Source organism: Vibrio diazotrophicus (genome assembly GCF_038452265.1).
GTDB classification, from domain to species: domain Bacteria; phylum Pseudomonadota; class Gammaproteobacteria; order Enterobacterales; family Vibrionaceae; genus Vibrio; species Vibrio diazotrophicus.
This window is the reverse complement of record NZ_CP151843.1, coordinates 1,059,888-1,084,357: the sequence shown is the minus strand read 5'-3', so window position 1 is coordinate 1,084,357 and position 24,470 is coordinate 1,059,888. Positions and strand designations below refer to the sequence as shown.

25 protein-coding genes and 1 pseudogene are annotated in these 24,470 nt (G+C 41.5%); 12 read left to right on the top strand and 14 right to left on the bottom strand.

Going from position 1 to position 24,470, the window contains the following annotated elements; genetic code table 11:
- Positions 1–452: 452 nt before the first annotated feature.
- Both AAGA51_RS20170 and AAGA51_RS20165 read right to left on the bottom strand, forming a co-directional pair.
- Complete coding sequence (locus tag AAGA51_RS20170) at positions 453–1,562, bottom strand: DUF3541 domain-containing protein (RefSeq protein ID WP_081878704.1); 1,110 nt, start codon at positions 1,560–1,562, stop codon at positions 453–455.
- A gap of 100 nt (positions 1,563–1,662) precedes the next feature.
- Positions 1,663–2,268 carry an alpha-ketoglutarate-dependent dioxygenase AlkB family protein gene (locus tag AAGA51_RS20165; protein ID WP_042485553.1) on the bottom strand — a complete coding sequence of 202 codons (606 nt, stop codon included), beginning with the start codon at positions 2,266–2,268 and terminating at the stop codon, positions 1,663–1,665.
- A 150-nt stretch (positions 2,269–2,418) separates the two neighbouring features.
- On the opposite strand from AAGA51_RS20165, the gene AAGA51_RS20160 reads away from it, so the two are divergent.
- Positions 2,419–3,777 carry a diguanylate cyclase gene (locus tag AAGA51_RS20160; protein WP_042485556.1) on the top strand — a complete coding sequence of 453 codons (1,359 nt, stop codon included), beginning with the start codon at positions 2,419–2,421 and terminating at the stop codon, positions 3,775–3,777.
- A gap of 306 nt (positions 3,778–4,083) precedes the next feature.
- Here the strand turns inward: AAGA51_RS20160 and AAGA51_RS20155 are convergent, their stop codons facing one another.
- Positions 4,084–5,619: a DUF3612 domain-containing protein gene (locus AAGA51_RS20155; protein ID WP_081878705.1), complete on the bottom strand. Its 1,536-nt coding sequence runs from the start codon at positions 5,617–5,619 to the stop codon at positions 4,084–4,086.
- A gap of 226 nt (positions 5,620–5,845) precedes the next feature.
- Here AAGA51_RS20155 and AAGA51_RS20150 point away from each other — a divergent pair, with 226 nt between their 5' ends.
- Positions 5,846–6,424 (top strand): malate synthase, encoded by a 579-nt coding sequence (locus AAGA51_RS20150; protein WP_042485562.1) that lies wholly within the window; start codon positions 5,846–5,848, stop codon positions 6,422–6,424.
- Between the two features lie 104 nt (positions 6,425–6,528).
- On the opposite strand, the gene AAGA51_RS20145 is transcribed toward AAGA51_RS20150, so the two are convergent.
- Positions 6,529–7,545: a GGDEF domain-containing protein gene (locus AAGA51_RS20145; protein WP_042485567.1), complete on the bottom strand. Its 1,017-nt coding sequence runs from the start codon at positions 7,543–7,545 to the stop codon at positions 6,529–6,531.
- Between the two features lie 201 nt (positions 7,546–7,746).
- Complete coding sequence (locus AAGA51_RS20140) at positions 7,747–8,643, bottom strand: DMT family transporter (protein ID WP_042485572.1); 897 nt, start codon at positions 8,641–8,643, stop codon at positions 7,747–7,749.
- A 118-nt stretch (positions 8,644–8,761) separates the two neighbouring features.
- Between AAGA51_RS20140 and AAGA51_RS20135 the strand changes: the two genes are divergently transcribed.
- Together AAGA51_RS20135 and AAGA51_RS20130 are read left to right on the top strand one after the other, a co-directional pair.
- Positions 8,762–9,247 (top strand): MarR family winged helix-turn-helix transcriptional regulator, encoded by a 486-nt coding sequence (locus AAGA51_RS20135; protein WP_042485574.1) that lies wholly within the window; start codon positions 8,762–8,764, stop codon positions 9,245–9,247.
- Positions 9,248–9,264: 17 nt separating this feature from the next.
- Positions 9,265–9,627, top strand: a complete 363-nt coding sequence (locus AAGA51_RS20130) for an MmcQ/YjbR family DNA-binding protein (RefSeq protein WP_042485577.1) — start codon at positions 9,265–9,267, stop codon at positions 9,625–9,627.
- A gap of 100 nt (positions 9,628–9,727) precedes the next feature.
- Here AAGA51_RS20130 and AAGA51_RS20125 read toward each other — a convergent pair whose 3' ends face one another.
- Positions 9,728–10,639: a chemotaxis protein gene (locus AAGA51_RS20125; protein WP_042485579.1), complete on the bottom strand. Its 912-nt coding sequence runs from the start codon at positions 10,637–10,639 to the stop codon at positions 9,728–9,730.
- A gap of 172 nt (positions 10,640–10,811) precedes the next feature.
- Here AAGA51_RS20125 and ppiC point away from each other — a divergent pair, with 172 nt between their 5' ends.
- Positions 10,812–11,090: a peptidylprolyl isomerase PpiC gene (ppiC, locus tag AAGA51_RS20120; RefSeq protein ID WP_042485582.1), complete on the top strand. Its 279-nt coding sequence runs from the start codon at positions 10,812–10,814 to the stop codon at positions 11,088–11,090.
- A 151-nt stretch (positions 11,091–11,241) separates the two neighbouring features.
- On the opposite strand, the pseudogene AAGA51_RS20115 reads toward ppiC, so the two are convergent.
- Positions 11,242–12,023: pseudogene (locus tag AAGA51_RS20115) on the bottom strand (hypothetical protein).
- Positions 12,024–12,461: 438 nt separating this feature from the next.
- Here AAGA51_RS20115 and AAGA51_RS20110 point away from each other — a divergent pair.
- Positions 12,462–13,136, top strand: a complete 675-nt coding sequence (locus AAGA51_RS20110) for a LuxR C-terminal-related transcriptional regulator (RefSeq protein WP_042485584.1) — start codon at positions 12,462–12,464, stop codon at positions 13,134–13,136.
- 122 nt (positions 13,137–13,258) lie between these two features.
- Here the strand turns inward: AAGA51_RS20110 and AAGA51_RS20105 are convergent, their stop codons facing one another.
- Positions 13,259–13,579 (bottom strand): heavy metal-binding domain-containing protein, encoded by a 321-nt coding sequence (locus AAGA51_RS20105; RefSeq protein WP_042485586.1) that lies wholly within the window; start codon positions 13,577–13,579, stop codon positions 13,259–13,261.
- Between the two features lie 210 nt (positions 13,580–13,789).
- On the opposite strand from AAGA51_RS20105, the gene AAGA51_RS20100 reads away from it, so the two are divergent.
- On the top strand, positions 13,790–14,398 hold the full coding sequence (locus AAGA51_RS20100; RefSeq protein ID WP_042485588.1) for a 2OG-Fe(II) oxygenase: 609 nt from the start codon (positions 13,790–13,792) through the stop codon (positions 14,396–14,398).
- An 84-nt stretch (positions 14,399–14,482) separates the two neighbouring features.
- Here the strand turns inward: AAGA51_RS20100 and speG are convergent, their stop codons facing one another.
- Entirely contained in the window at positions 14,483–15,007 is a 525-nt protein-coding gene (gene speG / locus AAGA51_RS20095) for a spermidine N1-acetyltransferase (protein ID WP_042485590.1), read from the bottom strand.
- Positions 15,008–15,066: 59 nt separating this feature from the next.
- On the bottom strand, positions 15,067–15,465 hold the full coding sequence (locus AAGA51_RS20090; RefSeq protein WP_042485593.1) for a DUF2391 family protein: 399 nt from the start codon (positions 15,463–15,465) through the stop codon (positions 15,067–15,069).
- A 176-nt stretch (positions 15,466–15,641) separates the two neighbouring features.
- Here AAGA51_RS20090 and AAGA51_RS20085 point away from each other — a divergent pair, with 176 nt between their 5' ends.
- The gene (locus AAGA51_RS20085) at positions 15,642–17,003 is read left to right on the top strand and encodes a UDP-glucose dehydrogenase family protein (protein WP_042485596.1); all 1,362 of its coding nucleotides are present in this window, start codon (positions 15,642–15,644) and stop codon (positions 17,001–17,003) included.
- Positions 17,004–17,029: 26 nt separating this feature from the next.
- Here AAGA51_RS20085 and AAGA51_RS20080 read toward each other — a convergent pair whose 3' ends face one another.
- The 3 genes from AAGA51_RS20080 to AAGA51_RS20070 are packed head-to-tail and all read right to left on the bottom strand — an operon-like array spanning position 17,030 to position 18,828.
- Positions 17,030–17,872, bottom strand: a complete 843-nt coding sequence (locus AAGA51_RS20080; RefSeq protein ID WP_042485599.1) for a CsgG/HfaB family protein — start codon at positions 17,870–17,872, stop codon at positions 17,030–17,032.
- A 16-nt stretch (positions 17,873–17,888) separates the two neighbouring features.
- Entirely contained in the window at positions 17,889–18,332 is a 444-nt protein-coding gene (locus AAGA51_RS20075) for a curli assembly protein CsgF (RefSeq protein WP_081878706.1), read from the bottom strand.
- A 22-nt stretch (positions 18,333–18,354) separates the two neighbouring features.
- Positions 18,355–18,828, bottom strand: a complete 474-nt coding sequence (locus tag AAGA51_RS20070) for a curli production assembly/transport protein CsgE (RefSeq protein WP_255209381.1) — start codon at positions 18,826–18,828, stop codon at positions 18,355–18,357.
- 244 nt (positions 18,829–19,072) lie between these two features.
- Between AAGA51_RS20070 and AAGA51_RS20065 the strand changes: the two genes are divergently transcribed.
- The 3 genes from AAGA51_RS20065 to AAGA51_RS20055 all read left to right on the top strand — a co-directional run bounded on the left by AAGA51_RS20065 (position 19,073) and on the right by AAGA51_RS20055 (position 20,958).
- A complete protein-coding gene (locus tag AAGA51_RS20065; protein ID WP_042485602.1) occupies positions 19,073–19,750 on the top strand; it encodes a hypothetical protein in 678 nt (225 codons plus the stop codon).
- A gap of 62 nt (positions 19,751–19,812) precedes the next feature.
- Entirely contained in the window at positions 19,813–20,592 is a 780-nt protein-coding gene (locus tag AAGA51_RS20060; RefSeq protein ID WP_042485605.1) for a hypothetical protein, read from the top strand.
- A 72-nt stretch (positions 20,593–20,664) separates the two neighbouring features.
- Positions 20,665–20,958: a hypothetical protein gene (locus AAGA51_RS20055; RefSeq protein WP_042485606.1), complete on the top strand. Its 294-nt coding sequence runs from the start codon at positions 20,665–20,667 to the stop codon at positions 20,956–20,958.
- A 431-nt stretch (positions 20,959–21,389) separates the two neighbouring features.
- Here the strand turns inward: AAGA51_RS20055 and malK are convergent, their stop codons facing one another.
- Positions 21,390–22,514 carry a maltose/maltodextrin ABC transporter ATP-binding protein MalK gene (gene malK, locus AAGA51_RS20050; RefSeq protein WP_042485609.1) on the bottom strand — a complete coding sequence of 375 codons (1,125 nt, stop codon included), beginning with the start codon at positions 22,512–22,514 and terminating at the stop codon, positions 21,390–21,392.
- A gap of 748 nt (positions 22,515–23,262) precedes the next feature.
- Between malK and malE the strand changes: the two genes are divergently transcribed.
- Positions 23,263–24,444 (top strand): maltose/maltodextrin ABC transporter substrate-binding protein MalE, encoded by a 1,182-nt coding sequence (gene malE / locus AAGA51_RS20045; RefSeq protein ID WP_042485612.1) that lies wholly within the window; start codon positions 23,263–23,265, stop codon positions 24,442–24,444.
- Positions 24,445–24,470 lie beyond the last annotated feature (26 nt).

Genomic DNA, 24,470 nt, shown 5'->3' with positions numbered 1-24,470 from the left:
AAACCAAAGATAAAGTTATTGTTCGTTAGATGGTGATAACCGTAAAGAGTAAAAACAATCATTGATAAGAGCGAACTTAATAATATTACTTTGTGTTTTCTGACTGAACTTATCTCCGCCATCTCCTTTAACTGATTTCCCATCAGTTTATTCATTATTAGAATCGTCCTAGATGCAAACCAACTCGGTTAAAGTCTAGGAGAAATAAATGGAAGCAAGGCCAAAAGAGTGAAAAATCTTGTGATGGCTTTCACTTTTCTAGCTAAACTTGGTTGTTTTAGCTCATCCTAAAGTTTGGGAAGGTCGCTACTCGCTGTCCAAATCTGTTTTATACATACATGAAATGGACAATAAAAAGTGCTTTGTTGAGCGGCTGAGTATGTGAAAAAAGGCGCAATAACTTGCGCCTTGGGTTGCCAGCTCTAAACCACTGCCTTGGGCGGTGGTGATTTTTATTTTGATACCAACCCGTATGGTAGGCTGGCAAATATTTGCGGCTGTTTTTCGATTGTTGGAATGGCGTTCACCTGTTGCCAGTCAAGTAACATAATAGCCAGCACATTGCGGTGTTCTCCGTAACTCAAATCGAAATCACCGGAAGTGGAAGGAATCATGCCTTGATCGCGATTGATGGCATCTCTGATGTGCTGCCTAGTTTTTTCTACCACTGGGTCATTGTTTAGCCCTGCGAGAAGAAAAGATATCCCAACTTCCGCGATGATATCTTCTTTGGCTTTCAACAAAATCGTATCGATGTTGTTGCGAAAATAATCGTAGATCCATTGATACTCTGCTTCGGGGACAGCATGCTGATAGTACTGTGAATCAGCAAAAATAATGTGTGTCATGCCGTAAAGCTTATTGCCGAACTGTTGATTGGTGAGGTGTTCATCTTCACTGTCCGGGTAGGTATTGCGGAAAGCTTCAATAAACGGCGCTACAACATCCTGCTCACCCAGTTGCTTCAGCCAGTACACCTGATTGGCGAGTTGCGCTGCCCATGCTTTGATCATGCCTTGGTCTGTCGCATACTTGGTAAAGTCGTAACGACGAATAATTTCACGCAGTTTCGCATCTTGTTTGTGTTTTAAGCCATACTCATCAGCGCGAGCCATAGAGCCTAGAAGACCGACACCTAAATAGAGGTATTCAGGATTGTGCTTGGTGACGGTATAGCGCAGTTTTGAGCGTTCATCTGTTTCGTCTAAGTAGCCGGTAAGCTTCTTTTGACTATGCATATAGATCTGTTCCGGAGTGTGAATTTCTTCCGCATAGCGGTTTAACCGACTTGCCACTCTAGCCAGATCACTCCATATCGCCGCTTGGTATTTTTCGTTGGAAGTTTGGCGATACATTCGCAGTGCATAGTGACCTTCCTTAAAAGCGGGCAATGTATAAAGCTGAGTTTCGTAAGTATCTCGAATAACGTCGGCGAAATACTGATAGCTTTTTTCTTCTTGCTGAGTTTGAAGCTGTTTGGTTTCTGTGCAATTGGACAGAGCAGAAAGTAGAAGTAGTGAAGCACCGATACTAAACGCTATGTATTTCTTCCGTAATAACATGATGATTATGAAGTTGAAAAAATGATTGTCGCTAGTATCAATGGTGGCTAACCAATTTGTGTGAGCAATGAGTCAGTTGTATGTGAATTCCTAACGCAGTTTAACGGATATGACGAAAAGTGAGATTAATACGTTCTTCTTTGGGCTTTGCTGTTTTAGGAACGCTGTGCTGCCAGTAGTGTTGAGTTTCACCTGCCATAATCAATAAAGAACCGTGTCCAAGTTCGACTTCGTATTTCTCTTTGGTGGAGAGGTGACGCAAAACAAATCGGCGAGATTCACCCAGGGTAAGTGAGGCAATAACTGGATTGGTGCCCAACTCAGTTTCATTATCCTGATGCCAACCCATAGAGTCTTGTCCATCGCGATATAAATTGGCCAGCACAGAGTTGAAGGTATGTTTAGCGACGGCTTCACAACGAGATTTCAGTTCCAGCAGGGTAGGTGTCCATGGTTGAGGCTGCATAGATAATCCAGAGTAGGTGTAGGATTTGTCTCCGTGCCAAGCCTGTAATCTAGGTTGCAGAACGTGTTTACCGAACAATTGGATCTTCTCCTGCTGCCAATCCAGTTCATTTCTGAGGTTGAGAAAACTTTGGTCTGCCTGTTGTTCCGATAGAAAATTGGGTGCATAAAATAGGCGCGCATTTTGCGGCTCTATCCAATTGTTGTCACTTTCGTTTAAGGGAAACAACGCAAATTCCATAAGTTATATCCATAATATTATTATTAAGATGTACGATTATTTGGCTTGGGATTGGTCAAACAGTATTACATTTAAAAAGCTCGTCGTCGTATCTACGTGCGACATAATAATACTGTAGTTTTAATCACTGCACAGTTGAGGGAACGTTGCATGGGAGCTATCTCAGGCAAGCTATGGATAGTTAGAACGCTACTACTGACTTTTCTTTTGATTTTTGCTGGTTTGATTGAATCTTTCAATGTTAGCCAACGAAATTTCATGAGAGAAGGGCTGTACACTCGAGCTAAAGAAGAGCTGTTGTCGATTCGATTTCGTCTCGAGGCTTCTATTTTGTCCGACATATACGCTACCAATGGCCTACAGGCATTGGTCACATTGCGTCCAGATGCTGATATTGTTGATTGGCCTCAGGTCGCTGCGAGTGTGCTGCGTAAAGGGAAACACGTTCAAGTTGTGGGTTTGGCGCCCAACGATGTCATTAAGTACATTTATCCGTTAGAAGGCAATCAAGCGGCTCTTGGCTTGGATTACAGAACGGTACCGCAACAGTGGGAATCCATAAATAAAGCCAGAGAAATCCAAGATATCTTTATTTCCGGACCGGTGAATCTAGTACAAGGTGGCAAAGCCATCGTAGCTCGCGTTCCAATCTTTACCGACCCGCCAATCAATAGCGAATATTGGGGGGTATGCAGCATTGTTATTAACTGGGATTCACTTTTTTCTGAATCAGGTGTTGAGACTTTCGGCTATTCCTACAATTTTGCTATTCGTGGCATTGATAGTTCTGGAGATCAAGGTGACGTATTCTTTGGTGAATTGAGTACTTTTGATAATGCGTTTGCAACAGAAGTCGTGAACTTTCCCTACGGAAGTTGGGTGATCGCAGCTTCAGAAAAGAGAGATTTCCTTGATCAGCTCCCTTGGTATCAAAGCAATATCATTCGTTTACAAGGTTACCCTTTCTTGCTGATATTGATCATTCTGGCATTCATCATTTATCGCCTTTACACAATTGCAAATGAACGCGCCATGTTTGACGAGCTGACCAAGTTACCAAACCGCCGTTATTTTATGTTCACACTACAACACTTTTTTGAGTTGGCAGAAAAATCGAAAGGGAAGAACAGCTTTGCCATTTTGAACATTGATTTGGATAAATTTAAATCCATCAATGATAAATACGGCCACGATGCGGGAGATAAAGTGCTTATTGCTTGTTCTGAGCGAATACTATCGGCGCTTCGCGCTTCGGATATTGTATCGAGAATGGGGGGAGATGAGTTCTTAATACTCCTACCGCGCATTAATCGGGTTTCAGATTTGGAGCACATCAGCAAGAGCATAGAAAAGGCGATATCTGATTCTCCAGTTATTTACGATAAAACGCTTCTAAACATTCATGCCAGCGTTGGCTATACCCTCTATCAATCCAAATTTGTTGATATTGATGACATGCTCAAAGCGGCCGATGAAGCTATGTATGTTGTCAAGAATAGATTGGTTTAATCATTCGATTCTTACATCAATTTGCGTAACGACTTACATTGCAAATTGCAAATATTCGCATTATGCAATTTCGTTATGATATTGGTTGTAATGAAACGGCGTGTTTTATGTACTAAATGGGTTATTTTTGGTCAAAATAAAGTTGGCACACTATCTGCATTATGTAGTGTGATCCTTTTAAGCCAAGGATCACCTAGCCAACTGACGTTGTTAGTGAATTTATTTTGTTCACACATATCTATAGCCAATCACGGGCATTGTGATTGGCTTTTTTTTATCTGTTTTTTCATGTCGGAAGAAGAGATTTCATATCAAGTCTTCGTCTGAATCAGCGCATTTGGCATAACAGCTGGGTTTTCTAGGACACACAGCACCTCGTGAACAGATTAGCCTCGCATCTCCTTCAATACCTCTCTCAATCCAGTTTATATTGAGGATACGAGCGATAGTTCTTAAATCCTTTTTAATATGTGTTGGAATAATGGTTGTACCGCCTTGGCTGACACAAGAAGACTTCAACTCTTCAGCAATGGAGTTTGCGTCACCGCCCTGTGCCGCGATTGCTGGGTTTAAATCTACTCCGGCACAGAGCACGCGTGTATTTCCTGCGGCGTCTAACACGTTGATTGACTCACAGCAGTAGATTCTTGGTTCGTCACCCACATTGAGGATAGAGATCTGCGCGGAACTCCCTTCTTGAGGCTCGGCTAGACGTCTGAATACTGCCCAGTGCTGACAAGGGTCGTGAACCTTACGCATGTTTCCCCAAGGCAGTGGAATACCATTACCGCGATAAACCGCTTTGAGTTTACCCGGACCATAAGCATCAAAGTAATGCCAGTGTGGGTAGGGAGAAACCACCGTCATGCGGCGCATCGCTACAGAAGGCGACACTCCCGCTTTCTTGTGCACATCGATTTCATAACCATTTCTATCCAGTAGCTGACGAAAAGGGACTTTCGGGCAAAGCAGTGCGCCAGCGAAAAAGCTGGATTCAAAATCACGCCATGCCTGAAGGATATCTTGAGAGTTAAGTTCAGAGCTGGACTGAGAATTAGGCTGCTCTTCCCAACGGTTTGAATGTCCGACCGACAAGACGTTTTTCAGCCCATCTTTGCTGTGCAGCACGTTATGACCGATATACACCGCTAAGTCGTATTTGAGGCGAGTCGGGTATTGTCGCAAGACTTCGTTGAGGTAAATGGTATCTGGTGGCTCAAAAAAAGAGGTAACGAGTTGCTTTGCGCTCACTCCAAGTTCATCAACAACGTCATGAGGTGTTCTCTTCACCCAGCGAATGTTGAGTCCTAAACTTTTGGCGATGTCAAACAGGTCTTCAACCGCTAGATTAAGACGTTTCTGGCCTATCTCTTCTGCGGCTCTTTCTAAATCAGGGAAGTGGTTTTGTAGACTTTCCTGATGAGCTCGAATAAGCAAATGGGCGAACTGTTTGCCAGTTATCCCGGTTTGAGAAAGCATCTCTGGAATCGCAATTTGTAAAATATCGTTGGAAAACAAGAAGCTGGGCTCCAGAGCCATACCACTGATTCCACCTCGATTGCCTTTTTCTGGGGTGATGTCGGTTTGCTCGGGCTCATCATCAAGAAACCAAGCGGGATCTTTTTGGAAAACTTCCGCGATGACTTTCAACATTTCTACACTCGGAACACGCTTTCCCCTTTCAATCATTGAAAGGTAGGAAACCGAAGGCGCGTATTCTGAATTGATGCGAATACAGCGTGCAGAAAGATCTTCCATGGTTAAGTGGTTGCGTTTTCTCAGGTTTCTCACCTTGGTACCCAAAAAGTGAGATTGTCTAACTAAGCTTTTTGACACGGCCATTTTGTAAAATTCACATTGTAAAATTTTTGTTGTGAAATTGTATGTAAAATTGCGCTAGTCTACAAATTAACCCAGTCACAAACTTGAATAAAAATTAAACACAAGTTTGAGAAATATGAACTGGGACTATTTTTGAACAAAGACACCCAGTCGATTGGTTATCGCTAGCGAAAATAGGTAATAGCGTTGCCAAACAGGAAGGGCTTAATCCAATAAGGAAAAGACGATGAATATGCTGACATTTGATAAAACTGAAATTCAAAAACAACATAAACCATTTATCGCTGAAGCAGTGTTCGCCGTCGAAACCGTCAGTGCGCACCAATCACGAGAGAAACAAGTGAAAGCGAAACAGTTGCTTGACCGTTTATTCCCTCTGGAAAGTGGTTCTCACCAAGACGTGACCAGCTACATGATCGATTACAACCATGTACTCGCGTACTTTAAAGATGGCCGCCATAGTGGCTTGAAGCACCCTAAACATTTTGTTGCTTATATCGGCAACAAAGAAAAACCGTGCTCAATATTGTTCCGTGATGGCAGCGGTAGCCATGTAGAAGTGACGCTAGGTTGTCATCGAGGTACGGGTTGTATTGAGCTTGTGGAGATTGAAGATATCCAATTAGAAACATGTACAACGTTTATGCAAACCGACGAGACTTCTATTCCAACTGTAGCGATGCGCCACTGGATTAGTTTGGTAAAAGGTGATGAGCGTGGTAAACCTCAAGCGTGCAGTGAGGATAAAGAATACGTTTCGAAGTGTGGTGAAGAGTACGTATTGAGTTATAGCTTCAGTCTTTAACTCACCCAATCTCACTGTACTCTATCCAACCTGTCTTAAGCTCTGCGAGCACCTCCCGCTGTAACTCGGGAGGTTTTTTTTTGACTTAATGAATGGTTGCCTTTTTAGAAAGGCATGACTCGGTTTCTACCCATTTTTTTCGCTTCATAAAGCTTTCTGTCTGCACGCTCAACCAGTGTTTCAGGCGTGTCCTTGGGCATTTTTTCTGCAACACCAAAAGAGGCGGTAATACTACTTACTTGCTCGCTTGTGCGGCGATCTTTCACGTTGAGCCTTTCAATCGATGTTCGAAGCATTTCAGCGAACTGACGCGCTACGCGCAAAGATTTGTGTGGAACCAGTAACGCGAACTCTTCGCCACCGTAACGATAGGCCGTAATACCACCCTGACAACTGGTTTGCAGCCGTTTTGCAATTGCGCGAATCACAGTATCGCCGAATAGATGACCATATTCATCGTTGAATACTTTGAAATGATCAATATCCAAAAAGATAAGACTGAGTGCCTGCTCAGACTGCATCAATGACGCCAAATCATCATCGAATGCTCGGCGGTTATATAAACCGGAAAGGCTATCAAACAAAGCCGCTTTGTGTACTTGAGCCAACTGTGATTTCAAACGAGAAATCTCTTGGCTAGCGCTGTTTAGCTGTTTATTGAGGAAGCGTGTCGAATGACGAATATCTTCTGATTCATTGACCAATTGACGAATAACGCCCATGACTTCATCAATGGAAAGGTTCTCGTTTTGCATTTTTTCTAAGTTAGAAAAACTTTTATCGATGACTTGCGAAAAAGCGCTCGCATCGGACAAGGTATCATCCATTGAGCTAGAAATTTCATGTACCAGCAATTCGACGTTTTGTCTTAGCTCGTGGATACTCGTTTCTGCTTTTGAAGCGATATAATCTTTATACAGCTGATCACCTGTGGCGGCTGGGCAAAACCCAAAACTCTCCAGAATATAATCCATTTCTTGGTTCAACTCTGGAATCGTATTATCCGCGTAGGTATACCACAAGGCGTAGTTCGATGGCGTCGCAGCGATGCGATGCTTCATCATAAGTGGTACTGCCTTTTTAAGATTAGAAGTGGCTCTTTTAAACTCGTCTTCGTTCATTTCTTAATATAAATAAATGTGTCGAAAGTAATACGCTAAGAGTAGCGGAATTCAACGCTTTGCGCTCCAAAAATAACGCCTATTTGAGCCTTTCCGCATAGAATACTTTAAGTATTTATTACTGAGGCAATGCACTTGTGTGATTGTTCATCAAATAGTTATCAAACAAGATGCAAGGCTCTGTGAATGTTTCTTAACGATTTATTTTTGTAACGCGAGTTGTGTGGCGTGACGTTTTTTCAGTAACACCACGAGTTGAGGCAGCAAAGATACGATAATCATTCCGCCCATAAGACCGTATTGATGAATTGAATACAGTTCATTCATCAGCAATCCACCACAGACAATCCCTGCAATTGGGTTAGCAATACCACCAAAGGTAAAATCGACAATCGACATACGCTGCAACAGCCACACGTACAAACTATAACTAAATGCGGTGTTAAGTAACGTTATCCAGACTAACCCACCAAGATTGGTTGTGGAGAAGGACTGTATTGCATCAACATATGGCTGTGGATGCACGCTCGCGTGAATCAAGGCCACAATCGAGAGTGCTATGCCGCCTATGACGAGTTGCCATGTCAGTACTGTCCACCAGTCAATTTTCCCGCCCAAGGTTTTTGTCAGAGAGGAACCGTAAATAATACATGAGATAGCCGCCAACATGGCGATCAAACCAATGGGGCTTAATGTAATGGATTTCGGGTCAAACAGCAGCCATGCGAGAAACACCAACAATGCGCCGCTAGTTAACTGAATTTTCGATGGCGCACTGCGGTTAAACATCCAATGAAATGCCATAGCAAATACCGGTACTGAGATCATTCCGACACCAGCAATAGCAGAAGGTAGCGTCAATGCCATAACAAATATCAGGCTAAAGAAAGCCGCGATATTTACAAGGCCGATGGTAATCAAAGGCTTCCAGCTTGTTTTAGCTGGAAAAGTTGGGTTTAAGGCAAGCAAAATTAGCCCTGCAGGCAAAGCTCGCAGAGCACCGAGCAGCAGCGGAGGCCAACCTGCTAGGGTGTATTGTGTGACAGCGTATGTGGTTCCCCAAAAGAAAGCGGGAATCATGGCAAATAAAATGTTCATATTAAGTATCTTTATATCAAGATATCAGTGGGAGGAAATCTAAAACAAAAATTAGTTATTGTAAAGTATCTTTACATTGAAGTATTTTAAGGTAATGAAAAAGAGAGAGTTATAAACAATGGATGCAATTGATAGAGCCGTATCCCAGTGGGGTAAAGAGAGGCCGGATCTCAACACGACGCCAATGGCTATGATAGGACGCCTGATGCGCCTGTCTAAGATTCTTGAAGGCCGGATAGCGGAAGTTCACAAGAAATATGATCTGAAAATGGGTGAGTTTGATGTTCTTGCAACTTTACGCAGAGCTGGTGCTCCTTATCGGCTAACACCTTCTGAGTTGCTTAGTTCTATGCTTTTAACATCGGGAGCTATGACAAACCGATTGGATAAGTTGGAAAGTAAAAACCTTATACTTCGCCAGCACAGCCAAGCCGATCGACGTAGCATCGAAGTTGAGCTGACGGAAGATGGTTTGGCTTTGGTTGAAGCGTTGGTCACAGAACATGTAAAGGCTCAGGAAGAACTTGTTGTTGGTCTATCAAAGGCAGAGCAACAACAAATAGGTCAATGTTTGAAGCTGTGGCTTAAAATATTCGAAGATTAAGAAGGAAGGCGAAACCGATGGATGTGCAGCGTTTAGAAGAGTATTTAAACAACCTACCGCAGGCTGAAGCGAGTAATCCTTTCGGGCCGGATCCTTTAGTTTTTAAGATACGCGATAAAATGTTTGCGTATCTTGCCTTCGATACTGAAAAACCGTTCGTTACCTTAAAATGCGAACCTCAAGACGGTGCGTTTCTTACCGACCAGTTTGATGCGATTAAACCGGGTTATCACATGAATAAACGACACTGGATTTCTGTCATTTTGGACGGAGATGTTGAACCTGAAATGATAGAAGATCTGTGTTTGAGATCATTCCGATTGGTCGTGAGTAAGCTGAAAAAATCAGATAGGGAAGCGCTTCAATTATTGATGCCTTAATGTTTCCCGCTTTCTCTTTGACAGATAAAAAATGCAACTCACAGGTTGCATTTTTTATCTGTCTTTAGCATATCGGCGTATTAAGCAGCATATCGGCGTATTAAGCCATTTGAGATTCTAACCGCTTTGCGCCTCGCAACATCGCCTCAATCAGTTCTGTTGCATTAAACTTCTCAAGTGCTTCATGTGCGCCAACCTGATGAGCTCTGTCGACACAAATTTCACTTGATAGTGAAGTGTGCAGAATGATGTAGGCATGGCTTAGTGATTTATCATTTTGTACTTCAAACGCAAGCTCATAGCCATCAAGGCCTGGCATTTCAATATCACTGACGAGTAGGTCGATAGCGTTGTTTTCGTTCGCCATCTTCTTCATAAACTCAGCCGCTTCATTTCCGTTTTTGCACACGTAGTATGGGATGTTAATTCGGTCTAACGCATCCGATAACTGTTTGCGGGCAATCGATGAATCGTCTACAAGTAAAATATTTAGTGCTTTAAGACGTTCACGTTCTACGTCTGTCAGCATTGGTACCTTGGTCGATTCATATTGCGGGTAAATTTTTGAAAGCAGTAATTCGACATCGAGCAACTGAACAATTTTGTCTTCGTAACGTGTAATCCCAGTAACAAAAACATTTTTACCAGCGGTGCTTGGCGCTGACTCAATAGCGCGCCAGTTACAGTCAATGATTTTTTCAATGCTGCGAACCATAAACGCCACGACGGTACGCAAACAATCAGTAACGATTAAATAACTTTTTTCGTACTCGTTTGGGGCAATAGGTCGAAAACCAATCGCAGCAGCCATGTCGATCACTGGTATCGTTAAATTACGAAACGTGACCGTACCTATCACATGGTGATGTGAATAAGGGATCTGAGTCATCGGCATATAGGGCACAATTTCGCGAACTTTTAATGTTCCAATAGCGAACAGCTGCTTTTGCAGGTTCAAAGTGAACATTAACATCCCTTGTGACTGATTTGCCTTACTTATTGTCTTAGCCATAGTGGTACTACTTCAATAACTTTACTGGTAACTATACTAACGCATATTGCCATATCATCAACGGCTGGCATTGATTTAGACGCTTATTTTCTATTTTAGTTTTCAAAAAGTGGGGTGCGTGTCCTATTAGCTTAGGGTAGACTTCGCGCTTTAGAAATGAGGAGAGAATGAAATGGCAAGAACCGCAGCAGCCCTTCACATTTTGGTTAAGCATAAAGAGCAAGCGGAAGATATCATTCAGCAGCTTAAAAAGGGCGCCAAATTTCAGGTGCTGGCAAAGAAGCACTCGTTATGCCCATCAGGTAAAAAAGGTGGAGACCTAGGTGAGTTTCGTCAGGGGCAAATGGTGCCACAGTTTGATAAAGCTTGCTTTCAAGGTGAAATTCTCACCCCTCAGCTAGTAAAAACGAAGTTCGGTTGGCATGTCTTAAAGGTGCTATATCGTACTTAAACAAGCATATGCCATGCATTATCGAGTGAACGAGCCCAGAATATTTTGTGTGATATTCTGGGCTCGTTTTTTTCAGTTGCCGCTTCTAAAGCTAACCTGTTTGCACGCTTAATCCATGTTGGAAAATTTTATTAATAACTAACGGCTTGGATTAAAACTGGTAGTTATATTCAATACGATGATCGCCATCGCCAAAGTTAACCTTCTCATTCCAGTTTGCAAAGTAGCGAATATTAGAACGAGGTGTTAGCTGATAAGAAATGGCAAATTCGTGGGTCAGGATATTGTTGTCTCCAGCAAAGTTACCATTCTTGTAGGTATCCGAACCCGACAGTGTGTGCATATACATTGGGTTGTAGTTGATCCAAATTTTATCGGTTAATGCCACTTTAGAGTACATACCGACGACAGTAAAAGTCCCAGGGATTTCATAACCGTCATCTTCGGTGTTTTGAACCGTCACACCCGCACCTGCAAGAGGGTATAGGTTCAAAAAACCACCAATTTGAGGAAGTGCTTGAAGAATACTGTATGAGGCATTTAACGTTTCACTATCAACGTCATATGTCATGTCTAACTGACGACCTTGACCATTTTTGATGTTTGCTTGGAAGTTGCGTAGGCGGAAAGAGTCAATGCTGTCGTCAACAGCACCATACATAGGTTTGTTGTTATCTCGAAACCTAACATCTCGTCCCCGATGCCTTTAAGCTCAAACACATTCATTGCGGCAACGTTTTCTTTACCAGAATCGTAGGTTTGACCCACTTTAAGGTTTAAACCTTTATCAGTAATACCAACACCACCTTGGGTAAACACCGCGAGTGGGTCTGACATATCTTGGACTTCACTAGCTTGCTCTTCTGCGATAGAGCTGAATGAGGTCATGGTGACAACTAAACTGAGAAGAGAAAGAGGTAGCGCTTTGTTCATAGTTAATGTACTCGATAAATTGGTTTTCAGATAACTAGTAAGCATTGTTTTTGTATAAAGATATAACAACTCGCTTATAGGTTGGATTGGATTTATTAGAACATCATGTTTTATATATTAGCTTAAACGTGGGAGTATTAGATTAGGGATGTTGGGAAAGTTGCTCTTTCCTAATCGGAAAGACTAAAGAAGTAACTTTCTATTAAATGATATTTTGAATTTTCCAATTTGGAATACCTTTTTATATTTAAGCGTACATCGCTCTTTAAACTACTCAAATGCATTCTTAAAAATAAGACAGATAATTAACCTTATGAATTTATTAAATTAATTGTCAGATTCTTATGATTATTAATTTAGGCGGATTTTGTCCCATTGACTTATTCTCTATCAACGTTAGTTTTACATAAGTCAGGGCTATGGTTAGGAGTTTTTATAATGACAGAAAGCAAAAAACTAAACGTACGATTACTTTCTGATGTCTGCATGCAATCACGTTTACTTAAAGATGCGCTGGAATCCAAGCTTCCAATAAAGATAGAAATTTCTCCTTTTTGCGATATGTGGATGCAGGAAAACAATCCTTCATGTCAAGATACTCAGTTAGTCCTTATCGATTATGCTCGACTCGATGATCACGCTCTTTCTGACTATGCTTCTTTCAAGCACTTATGTTGTACGGAAGCTCGAGAAGTTGTACTAAATTGTCCTAGTGAGATTGAAGCCAAAGATTTATTTAAGTGGCAGTGTTTGGCGGGGGTGTTCTACGCTGATGACGACATTGATGTATTAGTTAAGGGAATGGGGAAAATTATAAAAGGCGAAATGTGGTTAACTCGTCGTTTAGCACAAGAATATATTCTGCACTATCGTTCTGGAAACTCAGTTGTTACTTCACAAATGTTTTCAAAATTAACCAAGCGTGAACAGCAAATAATTAAGTTACTTGGTAGTGGAGCATCAAATATTGAGATAGCGGAACAGTTATTTGTTAGTGAAAATACAGTAAAAACACACCTTCACAACGTATTTAAGAAAATTAATGCCAAGAATCGTCTTCAAGCGTTAATTTGGGCAAAAAACAACATTGGAATTGAAGAAGTTAGTCAATAATAAAAACGTTTAATGAATTAAAAATAATCTAATAAAAAAGTTTATATTTTAGAAGGCAGCTAAGCTGCCTTCCATTTCTTAAACCACCATCTATGAAAATGGATTTTTACACTACAGATATCTTATTCTACAAACACTGCCGTTCCGCTCACGGAAACCATTAACATTCCGTTAGTTTTACCAAAGGTTTCATAATCTAAGTCAATTCCGACAACAGCGTTTGCACCAAGCTCTTTTGCGCGAGCTTCAAGTTCGGCTAACGCTATAGTTCGTGCTTTTTGCAATTCGTGTTCGTAGGTCGCAGAGCGCCCACCAACGATATCTCGAATGCCAGCGAACAGGTCTTTAAATATGTTAGCACCAAGAATGGCTTCACCAGCAATAACGCCGCAATAACGAACGATACGCTTGCCTTCTACATTAGGCGTAGTAGTTACGATCATAGGAAGCTCCCAATGAATAATCTTGTGATCTGTTTTTGTTATACCACCTTCAACGTATTAATGCTTAACTATTTGGATTTATCACTTAATAACTTGATTTATAAGTAATAAGTTTAATAATTAATTTTGTTCCTTAAGATTAAGATGTTGATTTGCTGTTGTGGCAAAGGCTGGTTATAACGCTTTCTTTTTCCTCGTAGTGAAAAACTTATGGCGCTAGAACAGTTGTTAGACTCCATTGCCGAAAAAGGTTGGTACGTCTGGGATGATTTTCTACCCCTTGAACAAGTTAAGTTGCTCAAGAACTGTGCTTCAGATGATTGGCAGCGTGCGCGTATTGGTAGAAATGAAGATACTCAAAGAGCCAGTGACATTCGTCGCGACAAAATTCAGTGGCTAGATTCCGACATGGGACAACCCGTACAGGATTACCTAGAGCGAATGGAGTTTATTCGTCGAGAGGTTAATCGGTCTCTATTCCTAGGGCTGTTTGAATATGAGGCTCATTTTGCACAGTATGAAGTTGGCGATTTTTACAAGAAGCATTTGGATGCTTTCCGGGGAAATGAAAGTCGTAAGCTGACAACTGTTTTCTATATGAACGAAGATTGGCGTGATACCAACGGTGGTGAACTGAAAGTTTATGACCTGAACGATCAACCAATTCAAACCATTGCTCCAATCGCTGGTCGGTTAGTTGTGTTTCTTTCAGAGCAATTCCCACATGAAGTACTTCCTGCTCATGCGAAACGTTACAGTATTGCAGGCTGGTTTCGAACTAATGGTGTCAGCGAAAGTCGGTTTGATATTCTCTCCTAAATAAAAAACAGGCATTTGCCTGTTTTTTATTGTCATCCCTAAATCACCGCCTTAGCGGTGGTGATTGTTTTATACAAGCGCCAATTAACTTCGAGTTTGTTTTAGGTACTGAGGTTGCAGTATATACATGCGTTTTACATCTCGGTATTGTCCGTTGATAAAAAATTCTTCGACCAAGTGTCCTTCTTCAATAAAGCCGCACTGTTGATAGAGGTGAAGCGCTTTTTCATTCTCAATCGCCACATGCAAGTAAATTTTGTGAAGATTAAGGATAGTGAATGAGTAATCTAACGCTTTGTTAATTAGCGTATTTGCGTACCCTTTTCCTTGGTGTTCAGGTGTAATAATGATCTGAAATTCAGCACTACGGTGAATGTAGTCAATTTCAATAATTTCAACCAAACCAATCAGGGATTTATTCTCATCTTCAACGACAAAGCGTCTTTCCGCGTTATCGTGAATGTGCTTGTTGTAAAGTTCTTCTAGCTCATCAAAAGACTCATATGGCTCTTCGAACCAATAAGACATGATGTTTCTGTTGTTATTTAAATTATGGATAAATCTAAGATCGCCACGTTCTAGCGCTCGAAGTGATAAATTCTGTTTCATGTTGATGTCTCGTACAGGTGATACGGATTTATATCATTGTTTTATTACAGTTTAATCTTCTACTCTTTGTCAAAACTATCTACCACAATCGCGCCCATGGAGGCGGGCATAGTGATAACGATGATGCGCTTGAACGCTAATATGGGGTTATCGATGATGGGCAATTTGTTCAAGGCAAATAACACCAAACCGACCACTAAAGCAGCAAGCAAATAAGCGATAGCAATGCGAAAAATAAATACAGAGATTCGATGTTTAATATCTCGTTGAAACACGCTTTGATATGCGAATACGCCCAGAAAACACAAAGAAAGGCTCATTAGAAACAGCAAATTGGTCGTTGGCAATGTCGTACCCAGTTGCCAGGCTTCTTCTGAGAAGGAAATGGGAACGGCCAATGCGAAAGCTCCCACACACACTTGACTGGCATCTTCCATATTGAAGCTAAAATTCTTCATTCAAACTCCTTCTGTTTTAATTAACTGTACGCTTTGCCTAGCGTTTGTCCACGGGGATTTTATACAACACTAGGAAATTGCGTAACTTTTGTCATTGTTCTGCCCTGAAAACGTAACGGGTCTGACATATGCACATTAAATACTGTTGTAAATGAATAGCAATAGCGGGCAGTTGAATGAAAGTAACCATATTTGGCACTGGATACGTGGGGTTGGTTCAGGCCGCAGTACTGAGTGGTGCTGGACATAATGTGTGTTGTGTGGATGTTGACGCTGAAAAAATAGACAAACTGCAAAGAGGTGAAATCACCATCTATGAACCAGGCCTAGAGCAACTCGTTAACAACAACATTGCTGGTGGACATCTATGTTTTACCTCTTCTGCAAAAGAAGGCGTTGAGTTTGCGGATGTAATATTTATCGCTGTTGGAACGCCGCAAGACGAAGATGGTTCAGCAGATCTAAGCTATGTATTGGACGTGGCGAAAACAATCGCGACATTTTCTTGCCATAGGAAAATCGTCATCAACAAATCCACTGTCCCCGTTGGTACAGCACAACAAGTGAGCGAAGTATTGAGGGTGACTCGAGGGAATTTAAGTTTACCGCCAATACATTTCTCAGTCGTATCCAATCCTGAATTCCTCAAAGAGGGAAGCGCCGTAACTGACTGTATGCGTCCAGATAGGATTGTGATTGGGCTCGATGAAACGGACAGACATTTCGCAGAAGTGAAAGATCTGATGCGAGAGCTGTATGCACCTTTCAATCGTAACCACGAGAAAATTCTGTTTATGACCGTGAAATCGGCGGAGCTCACCAAGTATGCAGCTAACTGTATGTTAGCGACCAAAATCAGTTTCATGAATGAAATTGCCAACATTGCTGATAAGCTTGGTGCGGACATTGAACAGATACGCAAAGGAATAGGCAGCGATGAAAGAATTGGTTATCACTTCATTTATCCCGGTTGCGGTTATGGTGGTTCTTGCTTTCCCAAAGATGTTCAAGCCCTGATCCGCTCGTCTGAGAAAATAGGTTATGAAAGTGAAATTCTCAAGGCAGTTGAAAACACCAACTATCATCAAAAAAGAAAACTCTTTGAGAAAATCTGTGCCCATTGGGAAGGGGAGGCCAACCTAAAGGGCAAAACGTTTGCACTATGGGGACTGGCTTTTAAGCCTAAAACCGATGATATGCGAGAAGCGCCTAGCCGTGTACTAATGGAAGCTTTGTGGTCTGCTGGAGCGACTGTACAAGCCTATGACCCCAAAGCGATGGAGGAAACTCAGAGGCTTTATTCTTTACGTAACGACCTTCTATTGATGGGAACCAAAGAAGCGACATTAAAAGGTGCAGATGCTTTGATTATTTGTACAGAGTGGCAGAATTTTAAAGCGCCCGACTTCAATTTAATTTATTCAGAGTTGAGTGAGCCTGTAATATTTGATGGGCGAAATCTGTTCGAACCGAGAAGGATGTCGGCGAGGGGATTCACTTATTGGTCTATTGGTAGAGAAGTTGCCCGCCCAGACTAACAAAGGCGGGCATAGATCTGGCTGGTTTAGAGAATCGTTGTGCTCTCTTGCATATAGCGCTTCATTACTGGGCTCTCCATCTGTTTTTTATCGGCTGGTTCCCACAGACCTTTCTGTATGCCGTCAATAATCATATGTATTACAGCGGAGTCGATGGCTGACATTACGGCGATATTGACGGGTTCGTTATTGGTATAACCCGATTCCATTTCGAGTAAGTCTTGGTAAGCGATGTAACGGAAAACACTACCACTTAAAGCGTGAGAAAAAATGGTTTTGCTGGTAGTGACACTAAGTAAGATTTGTCCCGTTCGAACATCGACTGCACGTAAGTTAACGGTCACTTGATCCATGCGATACTCGCCATAAGTAGCAAGTCCGAAATAGCCGATACCGTGACCACCACTTTTCAAGTCGGACTCGTATCCAATAATGCCACCCTCAATGACTAAGTTTGCCGATTTTAACGCAGGTAAGTCGTCTCCAATATTAACCGGGGCTTCATCTTTCTTTTGCGCGGCTCGAATGATTTTCCGTTCTGTAAGTAAGTTCTGTAATCCCTCTCGCTCTAACGGCAAAAACCACTTGGAGTCCAACAATGAAGAGGTCAGCATTGATGTGCCTCCCTGTGGTACCGCAGTTGCAAAGGTACTTGAAGGGTAGTCTTTGTATTGACCTGTTTGGTCGCGAAAATCATACACGGAGACCATAATCTTCCCTTTAGGGAGAGGGAGATTAATAAGGTCTTTGTATATAGCCCCTCTAGGCGCTAGTGTCGGATATTCCTCTGCATCGGGAGTATCCATAAAGTTTGAGCACCCTGTAAGTAAGAGCGCTAGAGTCACTGCTAGGTAAAGTCCTTTTTTCATTTTTTATCTTCCTGAACTACAAACCTGTAACTTCGATTGTGGTGGATTCACCCGTCGATTTATCTATAACGGTGATGGTTAAAAAACCGTCATTGTCGGTGATGGTTAGTGTGTAATCGTCCGTTTCTAGACTTCCCGGTTCTCCACTGGAAATTAATTCACTTAACAGCCGTGATTGTAATGAGGAAAGGAGGGAAGAGACCGATGACGTTCCGTTGCTTGTCCTATCAGGATCTTCGTAATCATTGATTGCTTCTGCTCTGGCAAACAAATGTGAAGTGTTGAGTGGGTTGCCACCAAATGTTGGGTTTATCGGCTTATAAGTCAGTTTGGATGCAAATACAGGTGCAGCCACTAAACTGCAACTGATTAAGCTAAGACTTATTATGAGTGCTTTTTTCAACCTGAAATTTGAATGTTCAGGCTGAGAGCGTTGCTTAGAAACAACCAGAGTTTTCATAATTTTCCCTTGTAAGCATTTATTATATTTCGTCATGTGCGAGATCGAATGTGTCGGAATACATCCGTTGTATTCTCCACTTGGTTAAATAATCCTGTACGGTTCTTACCGCTTTTGCTGCCTGCTCTTTCGACTCCTTCATTTTTGGCGAAAGACTGGTGCGAAAAACAACCTTTTGCGAATGCCAAATTGTCATGATGGTGCCGAACTTGGCTGTCGTTTTTTCGGTTATGGTTAAATTCTCTTTTAGGTTTTCTTCACTCTCGTTGAGCTGTTGTGCGAACTCTGAATAAAACATGCTTCCAATGCGAGTCATTGTTCTGTCTATGATGAGGCCATTGACTTCATCTAAAGAGTCATGATCTCCATCTTCTAATTGTTGCGAGTCTTCTATCGGAGATTGGTCGCCAGCACTTTCCTTTGCATGCAAATAGGAAGCATGCAATGAGAAATACACAAAAAAAATAATCAGAAACGTATTAATTTTAAGCGTCATAGATGACTCTTATAAAAGTGATTAAGACGAATTAATAATAAGAGTTAATTGTCAGTAATTGTATAAACCAAAGTATTAGAATTGCACAAATAAATTAGTATTTTTGTATTTGGTTTTACATAAATATAACAACCAAAAAATTAAAAAATAAATATCAATTTTAATTTAAAGTTGATGGTTTAAAATCATAGGCAGCTCTAACCTAATTAACGAGAACACGGTGTTCTCTAATGAAGGAGGAGTTATGTCCATCCGGAATAATGCCTGCTTCAGTATGCTAGTGATGGGTATCGCTTTGTATTTGGCAATGTCGAACCTAGCTTGGGCGAACAAGGATCTTGGTGGTCAAGCTTATTATCAGTCAGAGAGTAATCATGGAGGCGATGATCGTCACCATGAGAACTTTAACAATAGAAGACATACTCAAGTAGGTAAGTTCGGCTACGGCTTGGACTTAAGTAATTTCAACGAGTTAGATTCTATGCCAACTGACGATAATTATGCTGAAGTCGTCTTGGAAGACTCGATATTAGGAAATGTCTATATCGAGCAGGGTAGTTCTATTGCAGGTAATAAAGCGAAAGTAGTCCAGTCAGACAGCGTAGGGAGTGAGGCTGGGATTTGGCAATATGGTGGGGATAATACTGCTTTAATAACTCAAACGGGTAAGTTTAATAAAGCTTACATTGCTCAGTATGGTTATGGAAATAAAGCTTTGATTAATCAAGCTGGAAATAATAATACTGCAGCAATTATCCAATATGGATATGGAAGTTCTTTGAGTATTAATCAAACGGGTAGTAATAACAAAGCCATTATTGTCGACAACGGAGGTTCTGATTATGGCATTAGTCAAAATGGTAATGACTATGTGGCCATAGTTGGGGGCTATGGTATCAATGTGTATGTTACTCAAAATTAATCGACAACACATTTAGATACTTGTCTATTCAAATGTAACAATATGATATAAAGGAAATTGTCATGAAAACTAAATTGGCATTAATAATTGCAGCAACGTTGGCTTCAGGTAGTGTTCTTGCAAACAACACAGCAGACTTAGATTTATTTATGACTTCAGATTCTGAAGTCACTGTATTCCAAGAGTCTCCTAATGAGGGTAACAAGGCAGACATTAAATCTTACTTTGTAGATGATTCTACTCTGTCTATCTCTCAAGTTGGTGGTGAAAACAAAGCGAGAATTTTAGCTGTAGGTGTAGATTCAGGTAATTTTAGCATCGACCAAACTGGCAACAGCAACAAAGCTCGTATTATGACTGATAACAGTCCATGGGATCATTATTCTTATGATAACGACAACGTTTCTATCGTTCAAAACGGTGATAGTAACAAATCTCAAGTATTGCTTCAGGGTGGTACAGATGACTCAAATGTTGAACTTAGCGTCGAAGGTACACTAAACGAAACTAGTGTTGTTCTGAACAGAGGTGACGGAAGTTCTGTTACAGGTACTGTTGATGGAACAGGCAACATGGCTGACGTATATGTTGAAAATAGTTTCGGCAACAGTGTCGATTTCACACAGACAGGTGACTACAACACTATCGACGTTGATGTTACAGGTTGGAGCCATGGCAACGATATTACTATCGACCAACAAAACGCACATGCAGCCGCTAATGTATCTGTTTACTGGGGTAGCTCAGAAAACACTATCAACATTACTCAAACATATGGCGATGTTGCGAATGTTAATGTAGGTGCTAGCACAAATAACACTGTTACCGTTATTCAATACTAATCGTTGGTTATGTTAGTACGTTATTTAGCGGCGCTTTGCGCCGCTTTTCTAGTCTCATTAAGTGCAATAGCAATGGATAGTTCATCATTGAGTCTTTATGGTGGAGCGCTTCAGTTCGAATGTACTCAGGACGCGCAACGAGTCAAACTTACCGCGAAAACGGGCAAGCAGTTTGCTGCAAAAATTGTAGCGAGTGCGGCTTCGGGCAACAAAATGAGTTATGGATTCTCTAATCGCAGTTCCTTGAATTTAGGCTTTGGCGTTAATGATTTACCCATTCGTTTTGAAGTGATTAGTGAAAGTGAAGGAACTGAATCTTTTACGCTTGAAGCTGGATGCCAACTGAAATCAAATACGTCCTCTTAAGATCTAATCGGCATAATTGAGTTTGCTCACTCGACATGCGTTGTGACCAAGTTGTTCAGATCTTCATTTGTGGATATCCAAATAGCACTATTACATTGGAGAGTCGAGATGAACACACTCGAACAAACATTACAGGGTGTTGGGGCTGGCTTGATAACACTTTCAGTGTTTCTTGAATTCAACGTGTCAGCTCATGCTTTGCAATTAGTCGAACTAATAAAGTCAGTACTGTAATCGTTGCATCTAACCTTACTAGATAATTGTCGGCTGATGATAAGACTGATGATGGGGAAGATTACGCGTTAAGCTTTGTCTATTAATAGGCTTGTTGTTTTAAATATTCGTTAACCAATTCACTCTACATGCCAAATAAAAGCGTCCTCTTAATGAGTAATTAAGAGGACGCTTAATAAGTATGTCTTCAATGCATTTTATGCTTCTGGAAGCTCAACGCCTTTTTCTTTAAACAGACGGCGGCATGCGCGGCCATCACTGTGGAACAGGTGACAACGGTGCGCTGGAATACCAATCGACAGCACATCATCTGTTTCAACATCTAGCGTATCTGGCTGACGATAGATCACATCTGAGTCAGAGCCTTTGAGGTTCATGTAAACCTGAGTTTCATTACCCAGTTTCTCAACCATCATCACTTTACCTTCAATGATAGCGTCACCTTCACTTGCAGTGAGCAAATGTTCTGGGCGAACACCTAAAGACATGCGCTCACCACGGTTTACGGTTGTTCCATCGACAGGAATCCAGAATGTCGTGCCATTAGAAAGTTGCACCATTACTCGGTCTTTCTCTACCGCTTCAATAAATACGCTCATAAAGTTCATTTTTGGTGAGCCGATGAAGCCTGCGACAAAACGGTTTCTAGGGTAGTGGTAGAGCTCAAGAGGTTGACCGACTTGCGATACATATCCCGCATCAAGCACAACAATTTTGTCAGCCATTGTCATTGCTTCTACTTGGTCATGGGTAACATAAATCATGGTGCAACCCAGTTTGCGTTGCAGCTTAGTGATTTCTGAACGCATTTGCACTCGAAGTGCCGCATCTAGGTTTGATAAAGGTTCATCAAGCAGGAATACGTTAGGTTGAGACACCAAAGTACGACCGATGGCAACACGCTGACGTTGACCACCTGACAATGCTTTTGGTTGGCGGTCAAGCAAATGCGTCAACTGTAGAATGTCTGCAGCATGATCGACACGCTTATGAATTTCTTCTTTATCAGCTTTTGCCAGTTTCAAACCAAAAGACATGTTGTCATAAAGGTTTAGGTGAGGGTAAAGAGCGTATGACTGGAACACCATACCCACCCCACGTTTAGAAGGTTCAACATCGTTCATGCGTTGGTCGCCGATGTACAAGTCACCGGATGTGATGTCTTCTAAGCCTGCAATGCAGCGAAGTAACGTCGATTTACCACAACCAGATGGACCTACGAATACAACGAATTCGCCTTCTTGAATGTCCAAATCAACATTCTTAGAAATCACTACATCGCCATAAGCTTTACAAACATTTTTTAACGTGACATTCGACATCTAGCTCGTCCTCGATCAACACTTTTTAATTACTATTGCTCATCATTGTACGACATTGTTTTGTGCAATGAACTACTAGCAATAATAGTAGGAATACATTTAAGTTTATGATTTCTCGACTTTGAGAAGAATCATTTAAGTGGCTAATAATTTGGTGTAATCCCAATTCGCTTTTAGCCTTTATCGGTAAGAAAAGAAAGGGTGATGTATTTTAGTAATATTTGGGTAAACGCTGCTCGAAATCATACATCACCCCTCATAGCCAAAATTAGATACTTATTAATGCAAATATGTGTTCCCCCCGGAACGACGAACTTGCGTCGTATGCACATTTGCTTAAGCAATCTAACCGGCAATGTAAACACCTAATGTTCGGTGCTAATAAAAGACTCTTACCATCCACTTTGGACGTAGTTAGTCTCTAAGATGTGAACCAAGATGACATCCTCCTAATCCATTTTTTTGTGGGGGTAGTAGACAGGGATGAGTAGGAGGAGGGGGAATAGGGCGTAGTTAGATCAAGCTCAAATAATTGATGCTTTTGAAGTTGAGCTCGCTCACAACAAAATACCTTTTTGTGACTTTCGTCTACCACTTGTGACGATGCAGATCACGAAAATAGTCCATAATAGCTAGGGCGTAGTGCGCAGGAGGATGAGTCGTAGTCTGTTTTTTCTGATGATATGTGACGAAATACGGCAAAACCTCTTGGTTAGCTCTACAACATAAATATTAAAAGGATATGAACATGAAAAACGCCCTAAGTACCGTAGCGCTTAGCACATTAGTAGCTCTTGGTTCATTTGGAGCTCACGCTGCAATCGAAGAAGGCCAATTGACTATCTGGATCAACGGAGACAAAGGCTACAATGGATTGGCTGAAGTTGGTAAGAAGTTTGAAGAAGACACGGGTATTAAAGTAACTGTTGCACACCCAGATGCGCTTCAAGATAAGTTCCCTCAAACCGCTTCAACTGGTGACGGTCCTGATATTGTATTTTGGGCGCACGACCGTTTTGGTGGCTATGCTGAAGCAGGTTTGCTAGCAGAAGTGAAACCATCTCAACAAGTTAAAGAAGGCATTATCGATTTCGCTTGGGATGCGGTTAACTACAACGGCAAGCTTATTGGTTACCCAATCGCAGTTGAATCACTATCTCTTATCTACAACAAAGATCTTGTTCCAAATCCACCAAAATCTTGGGAAGAAGTTGCAGAGCTAAATGCTGAGCTTAAGAAACAAGGCAAATCTGCAATCATGTGGAACCTAAAAGAACCGTACTTCACTTGGCCTCTAATGGCAGCTGACGGTGGTTACGCGTTTAAATACACAGCTCAAGGTTACGATGTTAAAGATGCTGGTATCGCAAACAAAGGCGTTTCGGATGCGATGAACTTTGTGAAAGGTCTTGTTGATAAAGGCGTTATTTCTTCTGATATGGATTACTCAGTTTCTGAAGCTGAATTCAACAAAGGCAATACAGCAATGACAATCAATGGTCCTTGGTCATGGGGCAACATTGAGAAATCAGGAATCAACTACGGTGTGACTACTCTGCCTAAATTTAATGGTCACTCATCTAAACCGTTCGTTGGTGTACTAACTGCAGGTATCAGCACTGCATCTCCTAACAAAGACCTAGCAGTAGAATTCCTAGAGAACTACCTACTAACCAACGACGGTCTACGTAAGATGAATGATGACAAGCCACTAGGTGCGGTTGCTTTGAACTCTTTCCAACAAGAATTGGGTAATGACCCTCGCATTGCGGCAACAATGGATAACGCAATGAACGGTGAAATTATGCCAAACATCCCTCAGATGAATGCTTTCTGGGGCGCAGCTAAGAACGCAATCGTCAACATCGTTGATGGTCGTCAAACTGTAGATGCAGCACTTGCAGATGCAGAAAAGCAAATGGTTAAGTAATTTTTTAGCTCTACTTTTGGGGAGGG